This is a genomic window from Micromonospora nigra (genome assembly GCF_900091585.1).
GTDB lineage: Bacteria > Actinomycetota > Actinomycetes > Mycobacteriales > Micromonosporaceae > Micromonospora > Micromonospora nigra.
The window spans coordinates 925,265-947,503 of record NZ_FMHT01000003.1 but is presented as its reverse complement, the minus strand read 5'-3'; the positions used below and the strand labels follow the sequence as shown (position 1 = coordinate 947,503).

Genomic DNA, 22,239 nt, shown 5'->3' with positions numbered 1-22,239 from the left:
CAGCGCTCAGCGGCGGCGGACCGCCTCTTCGACCAGGTCGAGCACGGGGCCCATCTCGCCGGCCGGCCGACCCATGGCCAGGTGCAGCACCAGCCCGTCGTAGGCCAGCTCAAGGAAGCGGGCGAGCACGTCGATGGTCACGTCCTCGCGGAGCACGCCGGCCTCCCGCTGGCGGATCAGCCGCTCGCGGGTGGCCTCCGCGATCGCCGCGGAACGTTCGGCCCACCGTTGGGCGAAGGCCGGGTCGGTGCGCAGCCGCCGGGACACCTCCAGTTGGCTGCCCAGCCAGCCGGTGGTGTCGGGGGAGACCGCCCGGGCGAGCAGGTCCCGCATGACCTGGACCAGACCGTTGCGGGCGACGGTCTCCACCATCGCGCCGGCGTCGTCCTCGGCGACGGCGAGGAAGAGCGAGTCCTTGTCGCGGAAGTGGTGGAAGATGGCACCCCGGGACAGGCCGGTGGCCTCCTCCAGTCGGCGTACGGTCGCGCCCTCGTAGCCGTGCCGGGCGAAACAGGCCCGTGCGGCGGTGAGGATCTCCTGCCGACGCGCGTCGAGCTGGTCCTGACTTACTCTGGGCACAGGTGGATGGTGTCAGGTGAACGCGCGTCCTGCAAACCGTACGTACGGCTTGTGATCTGTCCCGGCTCTCGCCGGGGGCGGGGTCCGGTCGTCGCCACCAGCCTGGTCCGCGGGCCGTCGGCAGCCTGATCCGTGGGTGGTCGGCCCTGTCGAGCACCCGGGCTGGTCGCGTAGGGTTCCCGAGTGCCGCTGCTCCTGTTGGACCTGGACAACACGCTGCTCGACCGGGCCGGCCCGTTCCGCGTCTGGGCGGAGCGTTTCCTGGCCGGCATCGGCGCGCCCCCGTCCGACATCGACTGGCTGCTGTCCATCGACGCCGACGGGCTGACCGACCGGTGGGACGTCGCCGACGCCATCCGCGACCGGTACGACCTGCGGATCCCCTCCATCGACCTGGTCGACGAGCTGCACGAGGGCGTGGCCGAGTTCACCCGGCTCGACCCGTTGGTCGCCTGCGCGCTGCGGATCGTCGACGAGGCCGGCTGGGTGCCGGTCGTGGTGACCAACGGTGCGGTACGCCAGCAGGACACCAAGATCCGTCGGACCGGACTCGACCGCTACGTGGCGGACTGGGTGATCTCCGAGGAGGCCGGAGTCAGCAAGCCCAACCCGCGGATCTTCGCGCTGGCCGCGCAGCGGGTCCGGCTGCCGCTGCGGGGTGCCTGGGTGGTCGGCGACAGCCCGGAGGCGGACATCGGCGGGGCGACCGCCGTCGGCCTCCCCAGCATCTGGCTGCACCGGGGGCGATCCTGGACCGACACCCGGTTCGCGCCCACGGCGGTCTGCGACGGCGTGATCGCCGCCGTCGCCGCCATCATGAGCGCCTGACGCCATCATGAGCGCCTGAGGTCGCCCCGTGGACCACGGGCGCCGGAGGTCGCGGCGACCGTGACCGTCTGATGGTGTCGCCCCCGACCGCCTGAACGCGTCGCCCCCTGACCGCCTGAGGGCGTCGCCACCGTGAGCCGTTAAATCGGTTGCCCCGTCGTGGTCGTACCGCGACGATGGGCGGCGACCGCGCCGTGGGTGTGGTCGCCGCACACGTGCTCCCGGGCGGGCGCCCGGTCGAGGAGAGGGGGTCGGTCATGACCGTCTTCGCAGGTCGCTTCCACCTGCCCCCATCAGCCTCGAACAAGGGAACACCACCGCAGTGCGCGATCACGACCTTCCGGCGCCCGAGCGCCGTACCCGCGGCAAGCGCCGCTTCGACGACGACGAACCGCAGTTCCTGAAGCGGGGTCGGGCCGCCGAGCCTGCCCCCGCCGACCCCGACGACGAGCCCGACCCGCAGACCGGCGAGCGCTGGTCCTCCTGGGGCGACGCCGTGCACGGCCCGCAGCCCCACCCGGACTGGCTGGTCACCGAACTCGCCGCGAAGGACTCCGAACTCGGTGTGCTCAAGACCGGTAAGGAGGCCGACGTCCACCTGGTGCGTCGCGGCGTACCCGGCACCGACCGTTTCTGCCTGCTCGCGGTGAAGCGGTACCGCGACGCCCAGCACCGGCTGTTCCACCGCGACGCCGGATACCTGGAGGGCCGCCGGGTCCGCCGGTCACGGGAGATGCGGGCGATGGCCGGGCGCACGTCGTTCGGCCGGCAGATGATCGCCGGCCAGTGGGCGGCGGCCGAGTTCGCCGCCCTGGCCCGACTGTGGGAGATCGGCGACCGGTACGGCACGATCCGGGTGCCCTACCCGGTGCAGTTGCGCGGCACCGAACTGATGCTGGAGTTCCTGGGTGACCCCGGGGAGGGCAGTGCCGCGCCCCGGCTGGCGCAGCTGCGACCCGACCCGGCCGACCTGCGGGACCTGTGGACGCAACTGGTCGACGCGCTGGTGGTGCTCGCCCGCGCCGGGTACGCCCACGGCGACCTGTCGCCGTACAACCTGCTGGTGCACCAGGGGCGACTGGTCATGATCGACCTGCCGCAGGTGGTCGACGTGGTGGCCAACCCCCAGGGTCACGAGTTCCTGGCCCGGGACGTGCGGGTCGTCGCCACCTGGTTCGCCTCCCGGGGGCTGCCGGCGGCCGAGGTGGACCCGGAGGCGCTGACCGGGGCGCTGCTGCGCGAGGCGGGCGTCCGCTGAGAGGGTTCCGGTAGGTGTGCCCCGGGTGGCGTCGCGCTGCCCGGGGCACCAGCGGTGCTCACTGGAGGTAACGCTCGACCGCCGGCACCTGGCGGGTGCCCTGGGCGTCCGGGTCGCCGTGGGTCTGCCGGGCGGCGCGGCGGCGCCGCAGCAGGTCCCAGCACTGGTCCAGGGATTCCTCCAGTTCGCGCAGCCGGGTGCGCGCCTCGTCGTCGGTGCCCGCCTCGTTGGCCTGCGCCTCGGCGCGCAGCCGGTGCTCCTGGTCGACCAGCTCGGAGATCCGGCTCAGGATGGTCTTGTCGTCCATGCCCTGAGCCTGGCACAGCCCCCGCCGGGTGCGCCCGGATTCGCCGGCCCCGCGACACCCCGCGCGGTCGCTTGAGTGTCGTTTCGGACACTGCTACGTTGCGCCGGTGTGGGCGGAGATCGACAGTAGTGAACGGATCGGGCCGGTCTGTCGTTCCGGCGTGACAGTGGGTGTGCGTGGTGTGGGTCGGGCCGGTGGCACCCGTGCCCCGCAGCGAAGCGGCGGGAGGCGATGCCGGTGACCGGGCCCACGGACCCCGACGACGAGGCCGGTCCCGTCGTCCGCCCGTACGCGGTGACCGGCGGACGGGCCCGGCCCGTCGTCGGTGTGTTCGACCTGATCTCCCTGGTCACGGCCACCGGGGCGGTGGCGGACGCGGAAGTCGCGTTGGGGCCCGAGCACCGGGCGATCGTGCAGCACTGCCGGCTGGCGCGGTCCGTGGCCGAGATCGCCGCCCACCTGGACCTTCCCCTGGGCACCGTGCGGGTCCTGCTCGGCGACCTGGCGGCGCGTGACCTGATCCGCGTGCAGGAGCCCTGGACCCCGGCCGGCGTACCCGACACCAGCATCTTCGAGGCGGTCATCGATGGACTACGGGCACTCTGAGCGGCCGAAGCGGCTCACCGCCGTCAAGATCCTGGTCGCGGGCGGGCTCGGTGCGGGCAAGACCACCCTGGTCGGGTCGATCAGCGAGACACCGCCCCTGCGCACCGAGGAACTGCTCACCGAGACCGGGATCGGCGTCGACGACCTGTCCGGTGTGGAGGACAAGACCACCACGACGGTGGCGATGGACTTCGGCCGCGTCACCATCGACGACGACCTCGTGCTCTACCTGTTCGGCACCCCCGGCCAGGACCGGTTCGGATTCCTGTGGGAGGAACTGGCGATCGGGGCCCTCGGGGCGGTGGTGCTGGCGGACACCCGCCGGCTGGCGGACTGCTTCCCCGCCGTCGACTTCTTCGAGGCGCGGGGCACCCCCTTCGTGGTGGCGGTCAACCGCTTCGACGACGGCGGTCGGCACGGGCTCGACGTGGTGCAGACGGCGCTCAACCTCGACCCGGACGTGCCCGTCCTGTTGTGCGACGCCCGCCGCCGGGATTCCGGCAAGGAGGTGCTGGTGACCCTGCTGGAACACGTGATGGAGATCCGCGAGGCCCAGCGGGCCTGACCACCGCGCCCCGGAACGGACAGGGCCCCTTCCCGCGCCGAGACGCGGGAAGGGGCCCCTGCGGGCGGTACGTCAGTTGGCGATCATGCGGCGCAGCACGTACTGCAGGATGCCGCCGTGCCGGTAGTAGTCGGCCTCACCGGGAGTGTCGATCCGGACCACGGCCTGGAACTCCACACCGGTGTCGGTGTTGACCGTCACCGTGCGCGGGGTGTCGCCGTCGTTGAGCGCGGTCACCCCCGTGATGGAGAAGGTCTCCGTGCCGGTCAGGCCCAACGACTCGGCGTTCTCGCCGCCGGGGAACTGCAACGGCAGCACGCCCATGCCGATGAGGTTGGAGCGGTGGATCCGCTCGTACGACTCGGCGATGACCGCCCTGACGCCCAGCAGCATGGTGCCCTTGGCAGCCCAGTCCCGCGACGAACCGGAGCCGTACTCCTTGCCGGCCAGCACGACCAGCGGGATACCCGCCTCCTGGTAGGCGACCGAGGCGTCGTAGATCGAACTCTGCTCCCCGGTCAGGTGGTTGACCGTGAAGCCGCCCTCCGGCAGGGCAGCGCCCGGCTCGGAGCCGGTGCCGGGGACCCGCAACTGGTTGCGCAGCCGGATGTTGGCGAAGGTGCCCCGGATCATCACCTCGTGGTTGCCCCGGCGCGAGCCGTACGAGTTGAACTCGTGCCGCGGCACGCCGTGCTCGGCCAGGTACTTCCCGGCGGGGGAGTCGGCCTTGATGGCACCGGCGGGGGAGATGTGGTCGGTGGTCACCGAGTCGCCCAGCTTGGCCAGCACGCGGGCGCCGGAGATGTCGGCGACCGGCTGCGGCTCCCGCTGCATGCCCTCGAAGTACGGGGGCTTGCGCACGTAGGTGGAGTCGTCCTCCCAGGCGAAGGTGTCGCCCGTCGGGGTGGGCAGCGACTGCCACCGCTCGTCGCCGGCGAACACGTCGGCGTACGCCGAGCTGAACCCGGTCGCGCCGATCGCCGAGGCGATGACGTCCTGGATCTCGGCGGTGTTCGGCCAGATCTCCCGCAGGAACACGGGGTTGCCCTCGCTGTCGGAACCGATCGGCTCGTTGGCCAGGTCGATGTCCATCGTGCCGGCCAGCGCGTACGCCACGACCAGCGGCGGGGACGCCAGGTAGTTCATCTTGACGTCCGGGTTGATCCGGCCCTCGAAGTTCCGGTTGCCGGACAGCACCGAGACGACGGCGAGGTCGGCGTCGTTGACGGCGGCGGAGACCTCCTCCGGCAGTGGGCCGGAGTTGCCGATGCAGGTGGTGCAGCCGTAGCCGACCAGGTGGAAGCCGAGCTTCTCCAGGTAGGGCGTCAGCCCGGCCCGCTCGTAGTAGTCCATGACGACCTTGGACCCGGGCGCCAGGGTGGTCTTGACCCACGGCTTGCGGGTGAGGCCCTTGTCCACCGCGTTGCGGGCCAGCAGCGCGGCACCGATCATGACCTGCGGGTTGGACGTGTTGGTGCAGGAGGTGATCGCCGCGATCACCACGGAGCCGTGGTCCAGCTCGTACTCCACGCCGTCGGCGCCGGTCACCCGGGTCGGGTTGCTGGCGCGTCCACCCGCGCCCACGGCGGCGTTGGTCAGCTCACGCGGCGCGTCGGCCGGGTCGTTGACCTCGTTGGCCGGCGCGTCGCTGGCCGGGAACGACTCGGCGCTGGCCTCGTCGGCCGGGCCGGCGGTGCCGAACGGCTTGGTCAGCTGCGGTACGCCCGCCTTGCGGTCGCGGTCGCCACCGGTCTCGTCCGCGGCGACGTAGTTGGTCAGCGCCGAGCGGAACAGCGTCTTGGCGTTACCCAGCGGCACCCGGTCCTGCGGGCGCTTCGGGCCGGCCAGCGACGGCTCGATGGTGCCGAGGTCCAGTTCGAGGCGCTCGGAGTACTCCGGCTCGTGGTCCGGGTCGTGCCACAGGCCCTGCTCCTTGGCGTACGCCTCGACGAGCGCGACCTGAGAGGCGTCGCGGCCGGTCAGCTCCAGGTAGCGGACGGTCTCGGCGTCGATGGGGAAGATCGCGACGGTGGAGCCGTACTCCGGGGACATGTTGCCGATGGTGGCCCGGTTGGCCAGCGGCACGGCGCTGACGCCGGGGCCGTAGAACTCGACGAACTTGCCGACGACGCCGTGCTTGCGCAACATCTCGGTGATGGTGAGGACCAGGTCGGTGGCGGTGGTGCCGGCCGGCATCTCGCCGGAGAGCTTGAAGCCCACCACGCGCGGGATCAGCATGCTCACCGGCTGGCCGAGCATGGCGGCCTCGGCCTCGATGCCGCCGACGCCCCAGCCCAGCACGCCGAGGCCGTTGACCATGGTGGTGTGCGAGTCGGTGCCGACGACGGTGTCCGGGTATGCCTGGCCGCCGCGCTCCATGATGGTGCGGGCCAGGTACTCGATGTTGACCTGGTGCACGATGCCGGTGCCCGGCGGCACGACCTTGAACTCGTTGAACGCGGTCTGGCCCCAGCGCAGGAACTGGTAGCGCTCCTTGTTGCGCTCGTACTCCAGCTCGACGTTGCGGGCGAAGGCGTCCTCGCGGCCGAACAGGTCGGCGATGACCGAGTGGTCGATGACCAGCTCGGCAGGGGCGAGCGGGTTGACCTTGGCGGGGTCGCCGCCGAGGTCCCGGACGGCCTCGCGCATGGTGGCCAGGTCGACCACGCAGGGTACGCCCGTGAAGTCCTGCATCAGCACCCGCGCCGGGGTGAACTGGATCTCCACGCTCGGGTCGGCGGTGGCGTCCCAGCCGCCGAGCTGGCGGATGTGGTCGGCGGTGATGTTCGCGCCGTCCTCCGTCCGCAGCAGGTTCTCCAGCAGGATCTTCAGGCTGTAGGGGAGCCGGTCGTGGCCCTCCACCTTGCTGATCTTGAAAATCTCGTAGCTCGCGTCTCCGACGCGTAGCTGGGTCTTCGCACCGAAGGTGTCGAGGCTCGCCACGTCGTACTCCTTCACACCAGCGACCGTGAGTAGTCCTGAGCAGTCTGTCGCACCGGCCGGACGGCTGCCGTGGTTAGGCAACACTTACCGCCGATTACCGCTCGTCTACAAAACCGTACGTCCGTCTTGCTATTAGCGCAACCTCGTGCCAGTGTGCGGGACGAGGAGGTGTTCAGATGATCCACCACGTACAGCTCGCCTGCCCGCCCGGCTCCGAAGGCGCGTCGCGGGCCTTCTACGTCGGCGTGCTCGGCCTGACCGAGCAGCCCAAGCCACCCGTCCTCGCCGCCCGGGGCGGCTGCTGGTTCAGCGGGTACGGCGCAGAACTGCACCTCGGCGTCGAGGACGACTTCCGGCCCGCCCGCAAGGCGCACCCCGCCCTCCTGCGGCCCGACCTGGACGCCCTAGCCGACCGGCTGATCGCCGCCGGGCACCCGGTCACCTGGGGCGACGAACTGCCCGGGCTGCGCCGGTTCCACACGCACGACGTGCACGGCAACCGCCTGGAGTTCCTCGCCCCACACCCCTGACCGACCGCCCGTCACGCGCCATCACGCCCTGCGCGCTCCTGCCGGAGCGGAACAGGACACGCTCCCACAGGGGCGGAACAGATCAGCGCGGTTCGTCGGCCGGCGACGCGGCGGCCTCCGCGTGCCGGTCGCGCAGCCGGGCCCGGATCTCCTCCGGGGTGTACGCGCGCCGCCGCCGCTCGGCCCGGGCGATCACCACACCGGACGCCGCGACGCCGGCCAGCCCGGCCAGCCCCAGCACCTTCCACCACCGCACCCGTTGCCGCATCCGCCTAGGGTAGACCCCCATGAGCGAACAGATCGCCGACGGCGGGCACGGCACCGGGATCAGCCTCGACGAGGCGGTGGAGCTGTCCCGGACCGGCGACGTGTGGGTGTTCCGTGGTCGCAGCGTGCCGGACCGGGCGATTCAGCTGACCACGAACAGCCCGGTGAACCACGTGGGCATGGCGGTGGTGCTCGACGACCTGCCGCCCCTGATGTGGCACGCCGAACTGGGCCGCTCGCTGCCGGACATGTGGACGGGCACCCACCAGCGCGGCGTGCAGCTGCACGACCTGCGCGACGCGGTCTGCGTCTGGGCCAACCGGTACGGCCAGCGGGCCTGGCTGCGCCAGCTCGACCCGCCGGTCGACGCGGAGATGGAGCGGGCGGTGCTGCGCACCATCGCCCGTCTCGACGGCACCCCGTTCCCGTCGACGGCCCAGTTGGCGTGGCGGTGGCTGCGCGGCCGGGTCCCGGCACACCGGATGCCGAAGCTGCCGGGGCGGGACCGGGCCGTCGCCGGCCCCCGGGAGCGGGCGTTGGAGACGGCGTACTGCGCCGAGGTGGTCGCGGTGACCTATGAGGAGATGGGGCTGCTGCCGGCAGGCCGTCGACCGAACTGGTACGACCCGGGGCGGTTCTGGAGCGGCGACGACCTCGGCCTCGGCGGCGACGCCCGGCTCGGTGCGGAGATCGAGGTGCGGATCCCGCCGCGCTGAGGTTTGGCCCGCGGGGCGTCCGGCAATTGTCGAGGTCGTGACTGCCTCCACCGATCTGACCACGCTGACCGACTTCCTCGACCGGTACGGCGTGGCGCTGACCGCCGGCGACCTGCCCGCGATCGCCGGCTGCTACGCGCTGCCCGGCCTGGTGGTCGCCGACACCTACAGCTTCTCGTTCACCTCGCCGGCGGCGGTTGCGCTGTCCTTCGTGGGCGCCGCACCCGACTACACGGAGCGGGAGCTGGTCGCCGCGCACGCCGAGATCGAGGACGTCCGACCGCTGGCGGCCCTGCTCACGATGGTCGCCGTGCGGTGGGAGTTCCTCGACAGCCAGGGCCGTTCGGTGCCCGGCGAGCGGTACCAGTACCTGCTGCGCGGCACCGACGACGGTCCGCGCATCTGCACCGTCGTCCGCGCCGGCTGAGGCGTCGCCGTCCGGGCGATTCCGTTCCCCGTCCGTGGCTGGCTAGGCTGGCGCGTCAGCTCGACGAGGGAGACCTTATGTCTGTGCGGTCCGACGGCGATCCCGCGGCCCGGGCGGCCACGCGGCTGGTGGCCTCGGTGCCCTGGGCGGTGGTCGGGATCGGGGTCGGGCTGCTGGTGACGTTGCTGGTCCTGGCGATGTCGGCGTTCCGGGGGTCCGAGCGGGCGGCGGCACCGGACCCGGCGCCGCCGATGGTGTTTCCCAGCCTGCCGGCCACCGCCGCGTCACCCACGCCCGCGGAGCCGAGGCGGGCGACGCCGACCGCGAGGGTGACGGCGGCACCGTCGGCCTCGACGTCCGGGCGACCCACGCCCCGGCCGTCGCCGACCACGGACCGCCCGTCGCTGTTCGGCTCCGGCTTCGGCACCGTCACCGCCCGCTACCGGACGCTCGACAGCGACCAGGACACGTTCCGCGCCGAGCTGTCCGTCCGCAACGACACCGGCGCCAGCCGTGGCTGGGAGGTGGAGCTGCGGTTCGCGGGGAACGTGGAGGGGGTACGGGTGAGCAGCTCCGCTGCCATCTCGGTGACGGTGCGGGGCGCCGGCTGGTACGTGGTGCGCGGGGGGCCGCTCGCCGCCGGGGCCAGCCAGACGGTCACCCTGCGGTTCACCGGCAGCGGTGCCGACGAGTATCCGGACCAGTGCACGGTGGAGGACGGGCAGTGTGTCCTGGGGTAGGGAACTGGCAGGGTTCTTCAGCGCACGTCCCGGCGCTTTCCGGCATTGTCCCTGATCGCTACGCTTTCCGGACGCCCCGTTGAGGAGGGACATGTCCGGCACTCGCCGAGCCCCGCGCACCGGTACCCCCCACGACCCCCAGCCGCCCCGGCAGCCCGTCGCCGTCGCGTCCTCACCCTGGATCGTCGTGCTGATCGGGGTCGGGGTGATGGTGGTCCTCCTCGTCGTCGCCGTGGGCACCTACCGGGGGCGGGGCTCCGACTTCGACCCGGCTCCGCCCGGACCCGGGTTCGTGGTGCCGCCGGTGGGCCAGGCGTCCTCGGCGGGACGTGGCGTCTCGGCCGTGCCCGGCCCCGTGCCCGGCCAACCCGGACTGTCCCCGCGCGCCACGAGCCTGCCCAGCGACCTGCCGACCGGGGAGCCGGGCTCCGGGGCCGCCGCGCCGGCCACCCCGCCCCCGGCCGGGGTGCCCTCGACCGGGGTGCCGGCGTCGTCGGAGGCGCCACCGCCACCCGCGTCGGTCGTCGGCCGATACCAGGTCCTGCAAACGTTTTCAGGTGGTTTCATCGCCGAGGTGCTGGTCCGCAACACCTCGGCGGAGCCTCGTGCGTGGACGGCGCGGCTGGACTTCCCGGGTGGCCGGCTGGTGGCGGCCTGGCTGGAGGGGGTGCCGCAGGGCAGCGTGCACCAGTCCGGCGGCAGCTTCACCTATCGCAGCGGTCCGGACCTGGCCGCGGGTGCCTCGGTGTCGTTGCGGTTCCACATCGAGGGCCCGGACCGGCATCCGGCGTCGTGCACGGTGGACGGGCGGGACTGCGCCGGCGGGTGACGGCACCCGCCCGTCCTGCAAGGTAACTGCTTTGTTGCGACTTGGTTTGCAAGGTATTGCAGAACGTTGCAGCAAGGGCTAGCGTGCGGGCCAATCAGCGACCAGAGGAAGGCCGTCGATGACACCCCCGCCGATACCGCGTAAGGCCCTGCTCGCCCTCGTTCTCCTGCTCACCCTCACCCTCGTCGGCGTTCCGGTCGCCGCACGCCAGCTCGACACCGACGAGGCCGCGCACCCGGCGCGCCCCGACCAGCTCGCCGCAGCCGGTGCCGTGCAGTGGCGCTCCGAGCCCTCGGCCGAGGCGCTGCTGCGGGCCGGCAAGAACGACCCGACGGCCGAACAGTTCTACTTCGTCCTGCCGGACCGGTTCGCCAACGGTGACCGCCGCAACGACCGCGGTGGCCTGACCGGCGGTCGGCTCAAGACCGGGTACGACCCGAAGGACAAGGGTTTCTACCAGGGCGGCGACCTCAAGGGCGTGATGGACCGCCTGGACTACATCCAGGGGCTGGGTACCACCGCCATCTGGCTCGCGCCGGTGTTCAAGAACCGGCCCGTGCAGGGCACCGGCGACGACGTCTCCGCCGGCTACCACGGTTACTGGATCACCGACTTCACCCAGGTCGACCCCCACTTCGGCAGCAAGGACGACCTGAAGAAGCTGGTCCGGCTCGCCCACCGGCGGGGCATCAAGGTCTACCTCGACGTCATCGTCAACCACACCGCCGACGTCATCAGGTACGCCGAGGACGAGTACAGCTACGTCGACAAGACCACCGCGCCGTACACCGACGCGCAGGGCCGGCCCTTCGAGGACCGCAACTACGCCGACGGCAGCCGCAGGTTCCCGACGGTCAACGAGAAGTCGTTCCCGTACACCCCGACCTTCGAGACCCCGGCCGACGCGAGGGTCAAGGTCCCGGCGTGGCTGAACGACCCGACCATGTACCACAACCGGGGCGACTCCACCTTCGCCGGGGAGAACAGCGAGTACGGCGACTTCTTCGGCCTGGACGACCTGTGGACCGAACGCCCCGAGGTGGTGCGCGGCCTGACCAAGGTGTACGCCGACTGGGTCACCTCCACCGGCGTCGACGGGTTCCGGCTGGACACCGTCAAGCACGCCAACCTGGAGTTCTGGCCGCAGTTCAGCCGGGGCATCGACCAGGCGGCGCAGCGGGCCGGCAAGAAGGACTTCTTCATGTTCGGTGAGGTCTACAGCGCCGACCCGGAGATCACCTCCACCTACGTACGGCGCGGTGGCCTGCCCGCGACGCTCGACTTCGCGTTCCAGGAGGCGGCGCGCGGGTTCACCGCCAACGACGGTTCAGCGAAGTCCCTCGCCGACGTGTACGCCCGCGACGACCTGTACTCCGCCCGGGACACCGACGCGAACCGGCTGACCACCTTCCTCGGCAACCACGACATGGGCCGGATCGGCTCCTTCATCGCCGGCGGCCCCACCGACCCGGCCACCCACCTGCGCCGCGACCAGCTCGCCCACGAGCTGATGTTCCTCACCCGCGGCCAGCCGGTCGTCTACTCCGGCGACGAGCAGGGCTTCACCGGCCCCGGCGGCGACAAGGACTCCCGGCAGACCATGTTCGCGTCGAAGACCCCCGACTACCTCGACGACGACCTGCTCGGGACCGACCGCACCCACGCCGAGGACCAGTTCGACCCGACGCACCCGCTGTACCGGGCGATCGCCGAGCTGGGCGCGCTGCGCCAGGCCCACCCGGCGCTGCGCGACGGCATCCAGGTCACCCGGCACGCCGCCGACGGCCCCGGCGTCTTCGCCTTCTCCCGGATCGACCCGGGCGACCGCACCGAGTACGTCGTCGCGGTCAACAACGCGGCGACCGAGCAGACTGTCACCGTGGACACCTGGTCGGCCGGCGCGACCTTCACCGGCGTGTACGGCAGCGGCGCCGCGCCCGTCGCGGCCGGCGACGGCAAGCTGACCGTGACCGTGCCGCCGCTGTCGGCCGTGGTCCACCGCGCCGCAACGCCGATCCCGCACGCGGACGGCAAGCCGGGCATCACCGTCACCGCCCCCACCGCCGACGAGCCGGTGGCCACCCGCGCCGCCGTCACCGCCCAGGTGACCGGCGACCCGTTGGCCACGGTCACGGTCGCCGCCCGGGTGGCCGGCGGGAGGTGGACGCTGCTCGGCAGCGCCGACAAGGCCCCGTACACGGTGCACCACGACCTGACCGGCCTGGCCGGCGGCACGAGGATCGAGTACAAGGCCGTCGTCCGGGACGGCAGGGGCCGCACCGCGACCGCCCGGTCCACCGCGAGCGTCGGCACCCCCGTGGCCGGCGGCGCGTCCCGGGACTGGGTGGTGGTGCACTACCAGCGCCCGGCCGGCGACTACGACGACTGGGGGCTGTACGCCTGGGGCGACATCGACCCCGCGTACGCCACCGAGTGGCCCGACGGGCAGCCGTTCGCCGGTGAGGACTCCTTCGGCCGGTTCGCGTGGGTCAAGCTGAAGCCGGGCGCGAAGTCGGTCGGTTTCCTGGTCGTCGACGCCGACGGCAACAAGGACGTCGACAACGACCGCACCGTCGACGTGACACGGACCGGGGAGGTGTGGGTCAAACAGGGCGACCCGGCGCTGTACCCGACCCGGCAGGAGGCCACCGGCGAACCCGACCCGCCCGTCGAGGACGGCGTCGCCGTCATCCACTACCGCCGGGCCGACAACAACTACGACGGCTGGGGCCTGCACCTGTGGGACGGCGCGGCCAACCCCACCGACTGGGCCACCCCGATGCCGCCCACCCGCGTCGACTCCTTCGGCGCCGAGTTCCGGGTGCCGTTGGCCGCCGGGGCCACGGGGCTGAGCTACATCATCCACTCCGGCGACGAGAAGGACCTGCCGCAGGACCAGCGGCTCGACTTCGCCGACGCCGGGCGGGAGGTGTGGCTGCTCGCCGCGACACCGGGACGGCTGCTGCCGTCGGTGGCCACCGGAACCGCCACCGACATCGACATCAGCCGGCAGAGGGCGCACTGGATCGACCGGTCCACGATCGCCTGGTCGGCCCGGCCCACCGACGGCCGGACGTACGCCCTGGTCTCCGCCCCGGCCGGCGGGGTCACCGTGGCTGACGGCGAGCTGGCCGGGACGTACACCTCGCTGCCGTTGACCGCGCAGCGCAACGGGCTCACCGAGGCCCAGCGCACGGCCTTCCCGCACCTGTGGACCCACGACACCTTCACCCTGGACCGGCGTGACCTGGCCCGGGTGCCCGCCGCCCTGCGCGGACAGCTGCTGGTGACCGAGCGGGCCGCCGACGGGACCCTGCTGGGGGCCACCGGGTTGCAGATCCCCGGTGTGCTCGACGACCTGTACGCCCGGGCCACCAAGGCCCGGCTCGGTGTGACGTTCTCCGGCAGGGTGCCGACGCTGTCGGTGTGGGCGCCCACCGCCCGCGCCGTGTCGCTGCAACTGTTCGACACACCCACCGCTCCGGCCCGGACGGTGTCGATGCGGCGCGACGACCGCACCGGCGTGTGGTCGGTGCGCGGATCCCGCGCCTGGGCCGGCAAGTTCTACCGCTACCAGGTCGAGGCCTGGCAGCCCGCGGCGCAGAAGATGGTCACCGCGGCGGTCACCGACCCCTACTCGGTGGCGCTGGCGGCGGACTCCACGCACAGCCAGATCGTCGACCTGACCGACCCGGAGCTGGCCCCGAAGGGCTGGTCGACGCTGCGCAAGCCGGCGGCGGTGCCCTCGGCGAAGGTGCAGATCTCCGAGCTGTCCGTGCGGGACTTCTCCATCGCCGACAACACCGTGCCGGCGCAGCGGCGGGGCACCTTCCTCGCCTTCACCGATCCGGCCACCGCCGGGATGAGCCACCTGCGCAAGCTCGGCGACGCCGGGGTCACCCACCTGCACCTGCTGCCGGCGTTCGACTTCGCCACCATTCCCGAGCGGCGGGCCGACCAGCAGCAGCCGGCCTGCGACCTGGCCGCGCTGCCGCGCGACTCCGACCGGCAGCAGGCCTGCATCGAGACGGTGAAGGACACCGACGGCTACAACTGGGGCTACGACCCGCTGCACTACACCGTCCCCGAGGGCGGCTACGCCGTCGACCCGAACGGTGCGCAGCGGACCACCGAGTTCCGGCAGATGGTCGCCGGCCTCAACGACGCGGGTCTGCGCGTGGTGATGGACGTGGTCTACAACCACACGTCGGCGGCGGGCACCGACCCGAAGTCGGTGCTCGACCAGATCGTCCCCGGCTACTACCACCGGCTGCTCGACGACGGCACCGTGGCCAACTCCACCTGCTGCGCCAACACCGCGCCCGAGCACGCGATGATGGGCAAGCTGGTGGTCGACTCGCTGGTCACCTGGGCGAAGGCGTACAAGGTCGACGGGTTCCGCTTCGACCTGATGGGCCACCACCCGAAGGCGAACATCCTCGCGGTACGCGAGGCGCTGGACTCGCTGACCGTCCGGCGTGACGGGGTGGACGGCAGGGCGATCCTGCTCTACGGCGAGGGCTGGAACTTCGGCGAGGTGGCTGACGACGCCCGGTTCGTGCAGGCCACCCAGGCCAACATGGCCGGCACCGGCATCGGCACCTTCAACGACCGGCTCCGCGACGCGGTGCGCGGCGGTGGCCCGTTCGACGGCAACCCCCGCGTGCAGGGCTTCGCGTCGGGCCTCTTCACCGACCCGAACGGTGACCCGGTCAACGGCACGACCGCCGAGCAGAAGGCCCGGCTGCTGCACCAGCACGACCTGATCAAGGTCGGGCTGACCGGGAACCTGCGCGGTTACCGGTTCGTCGACTCGGCGGGCAATCGGGTCACCGGTGCCGACGTCGACTACAACGGCTCGCCCGCCGGCTACACCGCCGCGCCGGGGGAGGCGGTCACCTACGTCGACGCGCACGACAACGAGATCCTGTTCGACGCGCTGGCGTACAAGCTGCCGCAGGACACGTCGGTGACCGATCGGGCCCGGATGCAGGTGCTGGCCCTGAGCACCGTGGTCATGGGCCAGGGCGCCGGCTTCGTCACCACCGGCACGGAGCGGTTGCGGTCGAAGTCGTTGGACCGCAACTCGTACAACTCCGGTGACTGGTTCAACCAGATCCGCTGGGACTGCGCGCAGGGCAACGGGTTCGGCATCGGCCTGCCCCCGGCGCAGGACAACCAGGACAAGTGGTCGTACGCCCGGCCGCTGCTGGCCGACGCGACGCTGGTGCCGGACTGCGCGGCGGTCGAGCTGACCGACGCCCGGTACGCCGAGCTGCTCAAGGTCCGGGCTTCCACGCCGGTGTTCGGGCTGCCCACCGCCGAACAGGTGCAGATGCGGGTCGCCTTCCCGCTCTCCGGGGTGGACGAGACCCCGGGGGTGTTGACGATGACCCTCGACGCCCGGGGGCTCGGCGGGAGGTGGAAGTCGGTGACCGTGGTGTTCAACGGCACCCCGCAGGTGGCGACGCAGCGGGTCACCGGGCTGCGGGGGGCGGACGTGTCCCTGCACCCGGTGCTGCGGGACTCCGCCGACCCGGTGCTGCGTACGGCCTCGTTCGACCGGACGAGCGGCACGTTCACCGTGCCGGCCCGCAGCGTCGCCGTGTACGTGCAGCGCTGACCCCGGAACGCGGATCGGCCCCCTCCCGCCGTGGCGGGAGGGGGCCGTCCCCGTTACCGGTGTGCTCCGTGCGGCCGGTGGCCGCCCGTCACCCGGAGGTGATCAGCCGAAGCAGTTCGGAACCGGGGTGGGACTTCCCTGGCAGTTGGTCGGCTTGTTGGCGGTGATGGCCGACTTGTCGTCCACGTCGACCACCCCGCCGAAGTTGAACACGCCGCCCGGCGGGAGGGTGGCGAAGTTGTACGCCACCTTCGTCTTCTGCAGGTCGATCTCGCCGAAGACGTTGAAGATGCCGCCGCCGCTGCCCAGCGGGCCGACGGCCCGGTTGCCGTTGATCTGGCTGTGCCGGAAGGTGGCCGCGCCGGTGCCGTTGAACACACCGGCCCCGAAGAAGCCGGCCTTGTTGTCGTCGACCTTGCTGTGTTCGATGTTGGCGATCGCGCCGAAGGCCAGCGCGATGCCGCCGCCGACACCCACCGTCGTGTTCCTGGCGACCTCGACGTGCGACAACTCGATGGTGGAGTCGTCGCCTGCCGCGGCCACCCCGCCGCCCGCGAGGACGGCCATGTTGTCGGTGATCTTCGAGTACGCGACGGTGGTGTTGCCCTCGATGTCGAGCAGGCCACCGCCGAAGCCGAGGACCTCGTTGCCGACGATCTCGGTCTTCTCGATCGACACGGTGCCGCCGTCGACGTCATCACGGAAGATGAACGCCGCGCCGTTGGCGATGCCGCCGCCGCCGATGATGGCGTCGTTGTTGTGGATCTTCGACTTGCTCACCCGCAGGACGCCGGCGTTGAAGATGCCGCCGCCGTAGAAGAAGGCGGTGTTGTCGGCGACCGTGGTGTGGTGGAGGCTGGCCTTGCCGAAGTTCGCCAGGCCGCCCCCGACGCCACCAGCCTGGTTGCCGACGATGTGCGTCTCCTCGAACGTCGCCGAGCCGCCCGGCTGGACGAGCACGCCCGCTCCGTCGTTGGGCTCCGGCTCGGCCAGAGGCGAAACCTCACCCTTGGCCTGGGCGGCCTTGAGCGCGGCCCCCTTCGGCTCGGCCTGGAGCAGCGGCAGGTACGGCTTGCCCGCCTCGGCCGCCCGAGTCGCCTCGGCCGAGTTCGAGAACCGCGACCACACCGCCTCCGGCGTGTCGCCGTTGACCGGTACTTCGACGGTCTGTCCGCCCTTGATGGTCAGGCCCTTGACGGTGAGGTGCCCGCCGCGACCGACGTTGAGGATCCGGAACCGGTCGGCTGTCGCGTCCCGGACGATCTTGGTGTCGTGTCCCTTGAGGACGACGTGCTCCTCGACCACCGGCAGGCCGTTGCCGAGGGCGTCGGACCGGGTCAGCTTGTAGGTGCAGCCCTTGGCCAGGTGCAACACTCCGCCGTGGTTCTCGTTGGCGAAGACCATCGCCTGGATCAGCTTGTCGGAGTCGCAGGGCACCTCCTTCCCGTGGTCCTTGGTGTCGTCGTACCGGCCGCGGTGGTCCCCGGCGCGGTCACCCTTGCCCTTGTGGTCCTTCGCGCCTTCACTGCCCTCCGCGCCCAGGTCCCCGTCCTTGCTGACCTGCTGCGCGGTGGACCAGCGGAGGCTTTCGCTGCCGACCGCGCCGGCACCGGTGGCGATTCCGACGGCGGCGATGCTGACCACGCCGGTGAGCCCGGCGACACCGCTGGCGAGCCAGAGCCTGCGGCGCCGCTTCGGCGCCACCTGCGACCCTTCGGCGTTGTTCTCAGTTAGGTAGTTGGACATCGGAGCTCTCTGCCCTCTCCTCGTACCAGACAGGGTCGTCACGCACAGGTGAGCGTCCCCTGCTACAAATCGGTTGTAGCTCCCAGAACCACCGTATGAGAGTGTTCCTCGCTTCGCGGGCGTATCCGAAAGAAGCCCGCATTAAGGGCGGGATCGGACTGTCCGGGCCGGGAAGCCCGATTCACGTTCCCTCGCTCCCGGACCGCCGCAGTCGGGCCAGGGCGGGCAGCCGGGCGTGATCCGGACGGACCGTCCACGACGGGTCCCGGAGCGGACCCGGTCGGCGGTGACGCCCGCTCCCGTCGCGACGGGGCTCCGGGTAACCACGTTCGGAACCCCGCCGCGCCGTCAGGACGGCGCGACGGGGTTCCTGCTATGTGGTGGTGCTGTCCGTGATGCGGACGCGTGGTGGGTCAGCCGAAGCAGCGGTTCGGGATCACCGGGCTGCCGACGCAGTTGGTCGGCCGGTTGCCGGTGACGGCCGACGTGCGGTCGATCGACACACCGTCGTTGTCCGTGAAGATGCCACCCGGTGCCTGGGGGGCGAAGTTGTAGCTGACCTTCGTCCCGACCAGCCGGATGGTGCCGGACCGGTTGAGGATGCCCCCGCCGATCGCGGTGAGTCCGACGGCCTGGTTCGCCACCACCGCACTGTCGCGGAGGACGACGTCACCGCCGACGTTGAACAGACCGCCGCTGGAGGTGACTGCCACGTTCTCGGCGATCGTGGTGTGCGTGGCGACCACGGTGCTGCCCTCGCCCACCCCCACGCCGCCGGCATCGCCGTCGGCCGCGTTCCGGGCCACGAGAACGTGTTCCAGGGTCAGCTCGCTGTCATTGAGCGCGACCACGCCGCCGACGTCCTGCCCGGCGTCGTTGTCGGTCAGCTGGCTCTGGGCGAGCGTGGTGGTGCCCCCGTCGTCGAGGACGCCGCCACCGAGGCCGGAGGTCCGGTTGTGGCTGATCGTGCTCTTCCACACCCAGACTGTGCCGCCTTCGACCGAGGTGCCGTTGGCGGGCACCCCGTTGCCGATGCCGCCGCCGCCGATCCGGGCGCTGTTGTTCGCCACCTTCGACTCTTCGACGCGCAGCACCCCGGCGTTGAAGATGCCGCCGCCGACGCCAGCGGAACTGTTGCGCTCGATGAGCGAGTGGGCGACCCGGGTCGTGCCGTAGTTGGCGATCGCGCCGCCGTGGCCACCCGCGTGGTTCTGCACCAGTTCGCTGTGCTCGATGTCGGCGGTGCCGCCCCGCAGCACGAGGATGCCCGCGCCGTCGCTCGGCCCGGCTTCGACCAGGGGCGCCACGGCAGCACCGCTCGGCGGCACGGCCGCCGCCTTGACGGGCTTGTTCGCCTTGGCCGTCTTGCTTGGCTTGGCCGCCTTGCTTGGCTTGGCGACCTTGGCCGTCTTGTTCGCCGTCCCGGTCGCCGCCCTCGCCGGCTTGGCCGGCGGCGTGGCACCCGCCGTGGCGGGCTTCGCTGCCCTGGTCGTGGCGGTGGTCGACCCGAACAGGTCGACCGCAGCCGGCGGGACCGGGGGGCCGACCAGTTCAGGACCGGTCTGACCGCCCATGACCGTCACGTTCTTCAGGGTCAGGTGACCGCTGCGCCCGACCGTGAAGATGCGGAAGTAGTCCGACACAGCCGCCCGGACGATCTTCGAGTCGTGCCCCTTGAGCGTGATCGACCGCGTGATGACCGGCAGCCCGCCGCCCTCGCCCGACCGGGTCAGCTCGTAGGTGCATCCCTTGGCCAGGTGCAGCACGTCGCCGTGTTCGCGGTTGGCCTCCACGACGGCCTGGATGAGCTTGTCACTGTTGCAGGGCACCTCCCGGCCCTTGCCGCCCTGCCGGTTGTGGTCCTTGCCGCCGCCCTGCCGGCCGTGATCCTTGCCCGACCGGTCCTTGTCGGTGTCGCCACCCCACTGGCCGTCGGCCCGGTCGTCCCCGCCCCTGGCGTCGGCGCCCTCCGCCGCGCCGGCGTCGCTGACCTGCTGCTCGGGGGTGGACGCCCGCGCGTCGGACACCCGTTGGGTCCCGCCCGACCTGTCGTCCCGGGCGGCCACGCCGCCGAGCGCCGCGAGGCCGACCACGCCGGTCAGTCCGGCGACCCCGGCGGCCATCCAGAGTTTGCGTCGTCCCCGCGCCGGCGGGCCCACTGCGGCCTCACCGGGAGGAGAAGTCGTCACGTCATCGGACATCAGAGCTTTCCGCCCTTTCCTGCTACCAGACGGGGTCGCACCCTCCGAAGATGGTGCGACCAGCTACAAATCGGTTGCAGCCTCTGACGACCACCGTATGAGAAGGTTCCTCGTAAGGAGGACGGATCCGAGGAAACTCCGCATTCTTCTCGGATCTCGCGCAGACCCCTAATCGGTATGGGTACGGGCGAAAGGGTCCGGCCGGCGCGGAGGTGCCCGACCACCCCACGCGCCCCCCGTGGCTCCAGGTGCCGGGGCGAGCGCGTCGGCCGTCACCGCCGTGCCACTGCTGGCCGTGCCACTGCTGGCCGCGCCACTGCTGGCCGTCGCGGGCGTGACGCGGCCGGGGCCCCGACCGCCGCAACCTGCCCCGGAATCGGAGTCGGCTACGGCAGTCGGGGCCCCGGCACGGCCCGCGAACGATCTGCCGGCAGGCGCGAACGGTTTCCCGGAAGGTCAGCCCGGCAGACGGGGGCCCGCCTCGCGCTGCTCGGCCAGCCAGGTCTCCACCTCGTCGGCCCGCCGGGGCAGCCCCGCGGAGAGGTTGACCGCGCCGGAGGTGGTCACCAGCACGTCGTCCTCGATCCGGATGCCGATCCCGCGCAGCTCCTCGGGAACCAGTTCGTCCTCGGGCTGGAAGTAGAGCCCCGGCTCGACGGTGAGCACGTAGCCCTCGCCGAGGGCGCCGTCCTTGTACATCTCCTTGCGGGAGTTGGAGCAGTCGTGGACGTCGATGCCGAGCATGTGCCCGAAGCCGTGCAGCGTCCAGCGCCGGTAGATCGTCGACTTCTCGTCCATCGCCTCGTCGACGCTCACCGGCAGCAGACCCAGGTCGGCCAGCCCTTCGGCGAGCACCCGCATGCAGGTCAGGTGCACGTCCTTGAACTTCACGCCCGGCCTGATGACGTCGATGCCGGCCTGCTGCGAGGCGTACACGATGTCGTAGACCTGGCGCTGCAACGGGCTGAACCGGCCGTTGACCGGCAGCACCCGCGTCACGTCGGCGGTGTAGAGGTTCCGCCCCTCCACGCCCATGTCCATCAGCAGCAGCTCACCCGGCCGGGTGGAGCCGTGGTTGTGCACCCAGTGCAGGATCGTGGCGTGCTCGCCCGCGCCCACGATCGAGCTGTAACCGACGTCGTTGCCGTCGTGCCGGGCGCGCAGCGCGAAGATCCCCTCCAGCAGCCGCTCGGAGACGCCCCGGTCGGCCGGCAGCACCCGGGCGACGTCCTCGAAGCCCCGGACGGTGGCGTCGACCGCCTCCTGGAGCTGGGCGATCTCCCACTCGTCCTTGACCAGCTTCATCTCCGAGACGGCGATCGCCAGTTCCCGGTCGCGGGCCGGCTGGCCCTCCTCGCGCGGCCCGTCCCACGGGCGCACCGCCGCATCCACCCGGGCGTCGAAACCCCGCAGGACCCGGGTACGCCCCGGAGCCAGGTCGGCCAGGGTCGCGTCCAGCTCGGTCAGGTCGGCCGTCGGCAGACCCAGCTCGGCCGACTTCTCGGCCAGGGTGTGCCGCCGGCCCACCCACAGCTCGCCGTGGCGGCTGCGGAAGAACTCGTCGGTCTGCCGGGAGGACCGTGGTCGCATGTACAGCGTGGCGTCGTGCCCCGAACCGTTGGGTCGCAGCACCAGGACGCTGTCGGGAGCGTGGTCGCCGGTCAGGTACGCGAAGTCGCTGCCGGGCCGGAACGGGTGCTCGGTGTCGTTGGCGCGTACCTTCTCGCCGCCGGTGGGAATGACCAGCGTCTCGCCCGGGAAGGCCGCCGACAGCGCGGCCCGGCGCTTGGCGTAGTTCGGCACCTCCGGCCGGGGACCGACCGGCAGGGTCGTGTCCCGCCAGCCCCGCCGCATGAAGGACAGAAACGCCTCCGGGAAGTCCGGGTCGTGGGACTCGGTGCCGTCGGTCGGCGTGCCGTCGGTGCGTTCCTCGGTCATGCTCCGCTCCCTCCGCGACGTTGCTGGTGCCGACGGTACCGCGCGATCCACCCGCCGTGCCGCCCCGGCACCTTCGGTCTCGGCGGCTACCGGCCACCGGTCCCCGCTTCCGACCGGCGGCCGGCACGGCCTGTGA

The 22,239-nt window shown here is 71.8% G+C and carries 17 protein-coding genes; 10 read left to right on the top strand and 7 right to left on the bottom strand.

The features are described from left to right. Nucleotides 1-6: 6 nt before the first annotated feature. Complete coding sequence (locus GA0070616_RS03570; protein WP_091076158.1) at nt 7-579, bottom strand: TetR/AcrR family transcriptional regulator; 573 nt, start codon at nt 577-579, stop codon at nt 7-9. A gap of 183 nt (nt 580-762) precedes the next feature. On the opposite strand from GA0070616_RS03570, the gene GA0070616_RS03565 reads away from it, so the two are divergent. Together GA0070616_RS03565 and GA0070616_RS03560 are read left to right on the top strand one after the other, a co-directional pair. After that, nucleotides 763-1,407: an HAD family hydrolase gene (locus GA0070616_RS03565; RefSeq protein WP_091076154.1), complete on the top strand. Its 645-nt coding sequence runs from the start codon at nt 763-765 to the stop codon at nt 1,405-1,407. A 322-nt stretch (nt 1,408-1,729) separates the two neighbouring features. Further along, nucleotides 1,730-2,665 (top strand): serine protein kinase RIO, encoded by a 936-nt coding sequence (locus tag GA0070616_RS03560; RefSeq protein ID WP_091076150.1) that lies wholly within the window; start codon nt 1,730-1,732, stop codon nt 2,663-2,665. Nucleotides 2,666-2,723: 58 nt separating this feature from the next. Here the strand turns inward: GA0070616_RS03560 and GA0070616_RS03555 are convergent, their stop codons facing one another. Then, nucleotides 2,724-2,972, bottom strand: a complete 249-nt coding sequence (locus GA0070616_RS03555) for a DUF2630 family protein (RefSeq protein WP_091076146.1) — start codon at nt 2,970-2,972, stop codon at nt 2,724-2,726. Between the two features lie 237 nt (nt 2,973-3,209). On the opposite strand from GA0070616_RS03555, the gene GA0070616_RS03550 reads away from it, so the two are divergent. Continuing rightward, on the top strand, nt 3,210-3,578 hold the full coding sequence (locus GA0070616_RS03550; protein WP_245712642.1) for a DUF742 domain-containing protein: 369 nt from the start codon (nt 3,210-3,212) through the stop codon (nt 3,576-3,578). Next, a complete protein-coding gene (locus GA0070616_RS03545; RefSeq protein WP_091076140.1) occupies nt 3,559-4,143 on the top strand; it encodes a GTP-binding protein in 585 nt (194 codons plus the stop codon). Before GA0070616_RS03550 ends, GA0070616_RS03545 begins: the two co-directional genes overlap by 20 nt. Before the next feature lie 72 nt (nt 4,144-4,215). On the opposite strand, the gene GA0070616_RS03540 is transcribed toward GA0070616_RS03545, so the two are convergent. Further along, nucleotides 4,216-7,101, bottom strand: a complete 2,886-nt coding sequence (locus GA0070616_RS03540; RefSeq protein ID WP_091076137.1) for an aconitate hydratase — start codon at nt 7,099-7,101, stop codon at nt 4,216-4,218. Between the two features lie 161 nt (nt 7,102-7,262). On the opposite strand from GA0070616_RS03540, the gene GA0070616_RS03535 reads away from it, so the two are divergent. Next, complete coding sequence (locus GA0070616_RS03535) at nt 7,263-7,616, top strand: VOC family protein (protein ID WP_091076134.1); 354 nt, start codon at nt 7,263-7,265, stop codon at nt 7,614-7,616. Between the two features lie 82 nt (nt 7,617-7,698). On the opposite strand, the gene GA0070616_RS03530 is transcribed toward GA0070616_RS03535, so the two are convergent. After that, nucleotides 7,699-7,884, bottom strand: coding sequence for a hypothetical protein (locus GA0070616_RS03530; RefSeq protein WP_175439932.1), 186 nt, complete (start codon nt 7,882-7,884; stop codon nt 7,699-7,701). 19 nt (nt 7,885-7,903) lie between these two features. Here GA0070616_RS03530 and GA0070616_RS03525 point away from each other — a divergent pair, with 19 nt between their 5' ends. From GA0070616_RS03525 to pulA, 5 genes are all read left to right on the top strand, one after another. Continuing rightward, complete coding sequence (locus tag GA0070616_RS03525) at nt 7,904-8,599, top strand: hypothetical protein (protein WP_091076127.1); 696 nt, start codon at nt 7,904-7,906, stop codon at nt 8,597-8,599. 37 nt (nt 8,600-8,636) lie between these two features. Continuing rightward, nucleotides 8,637-9,026: a hypothetical protein gene (locus tag GA0070616_RS03520; RefSeq protein ID WP_091076124.1), complete on the top strand. Its 390-nt coding sequence runs from the start codon at nt 8,637-8,639 to the stop codon at nt 9,024-9,026. Nucleotides 9,027-9,103: 77 nt separating this feature from the next. Beyond that, nucleotides 9,104-9,766 (top strand): hypothetical protein, encoded by a 663-nt coding sequence (locus GA0070616_RS03515; protein WP_139128838.1) that lies wholly within the window; start codon nt 9,104-9,106, stop codon nt 9,764-9,766. A 91-nt stretch (nt 9,767-9,857) separates the two neighbouring features. Further along, nucleotides 9,858-10,595, top strand: coding sequence for a cellulose binding domain-containing protein (locus GA0070616_RS03510; RefSeq protein WP_091076116.1), 738 nt, complete (start codon nt 9,858-9,860; stop codon nt 10,593-10,595). Nucleotides 10,596-10,713: 118 nt separating this feature from the next. Next, nucleotides 10,714-16,218, top strand: a complete 5,505-nt coding sequence (pulA, locus tag GA0070616_RS03505; RefSeq protein WP_091076111.1) for a pullulanase-type alpha-1,6-glucosidase — start codon at nt 10,714-10,716, stop codon at nt 16,216-16,218. A 102-nt stretch (nt 16,219-16,320) separates the two neighbouring features. On the opposite strand, the gene GA0070616_RS03500 is transcribed toward pulA, so the two are convergent. The 3 genes from GA0070616_RS03500 to GA0070616_RS03490 all read right to left on the bottom strand — a co-directional run bounded on the left by GA0070616_RS03500 (nt 16,321) and on the right by GA0070616_RS03490 (nt 22,103). Beyond that, nucleotides 16,321-17,964, bottom strand: a complete 1,644-nt coding sequence (locus GA0070616_RS03500; RefSeq protein ID WP_091076108.1) for a hypothetical protein — start codon at nt 17,962-17,964, stop codon at nt 16,321-16,323. Nucleotides 17,965-18,377: 413 nt separating this feature from the next. Beyond that, entirely contained in the window at nt 18,378-20,165 is a 1,788-nt protein-coding gene (locus tag GA0070616_RS03495; protein ID WP_091076102.1) for a hypothetical protein, read from the bottom strand. 456 nt (nt 20,166-20,621) lie between these two features. Beyond that, entirely contained in the window at nt 20,622-22,103 is a 1,482-nt protein-coding gene (locus GA0070616_RS03490) for an aminopeptidase P family protein (protein ID WP_091076100.1), read from the bottom strand. Between the last annotated feature and the right edge of the window lie 136 nt (nt 22,104-22,239).